This window comes from Streptomyces sp. SPB074, assembly GCF_000154905.1.
Classification (GTDB): domain Bacteria; phylum Actinomycetota; class Actinomycetes; order Streptomycetales; family Streptomycetaceae; genus Streptomyces.
The window spans coordinates 708,193-708,507 of the sequence record NZ_GG770539.1; the positions used below are offsets into that span (position 1 = coordinate 708,193).

The window sequence follows — 315 nt, forward strand, 5'->3', positions numbered from 1 at the left end:
ATGAGCCCGGAGCCCGGGCCACCCGGCGGCGCGCGCGGCGCCCGGCCGGGTGGCCCCCGCGTCGTGCCCGCCCGCCGTACCGCGTCCTCCTTGGTGGTTCCCTCCATGTCTTCCCCCGCTCCCCTCCTGCGCGCCCAGGACCTCGTGCACGTCCTCGGCGGCCGTCGCGTGCTCGACGGTGTCTCGCTCACCGTTCCGCCGGGCCGCCGCCTCGGCGTCATCGGCGAGAACGGCGCCGGCAAATCGACCCTGCTGCGCCTGCTGGCCGGCGCGGAACGCCCCGTGTCGGGCACCGGGTAACACCCCGCCGACCTC

1 pseudogene is annotated in these 315 nt (G+C 77.5%); it reads left to right on the forward strand.

The features are described 5' to 3' along the window. Nucleotides 1-105 precede the first annotated feature (105 nt). Nucleotides 106-291 (forward strand): annotated as a pseudogene (locus SSBG_RS30580) (ATP-binding cassette domain-containing protein); the annotation flags it as partial. Between the last annotated feature and the right edge of the window lie 24 nt (nt 292-315).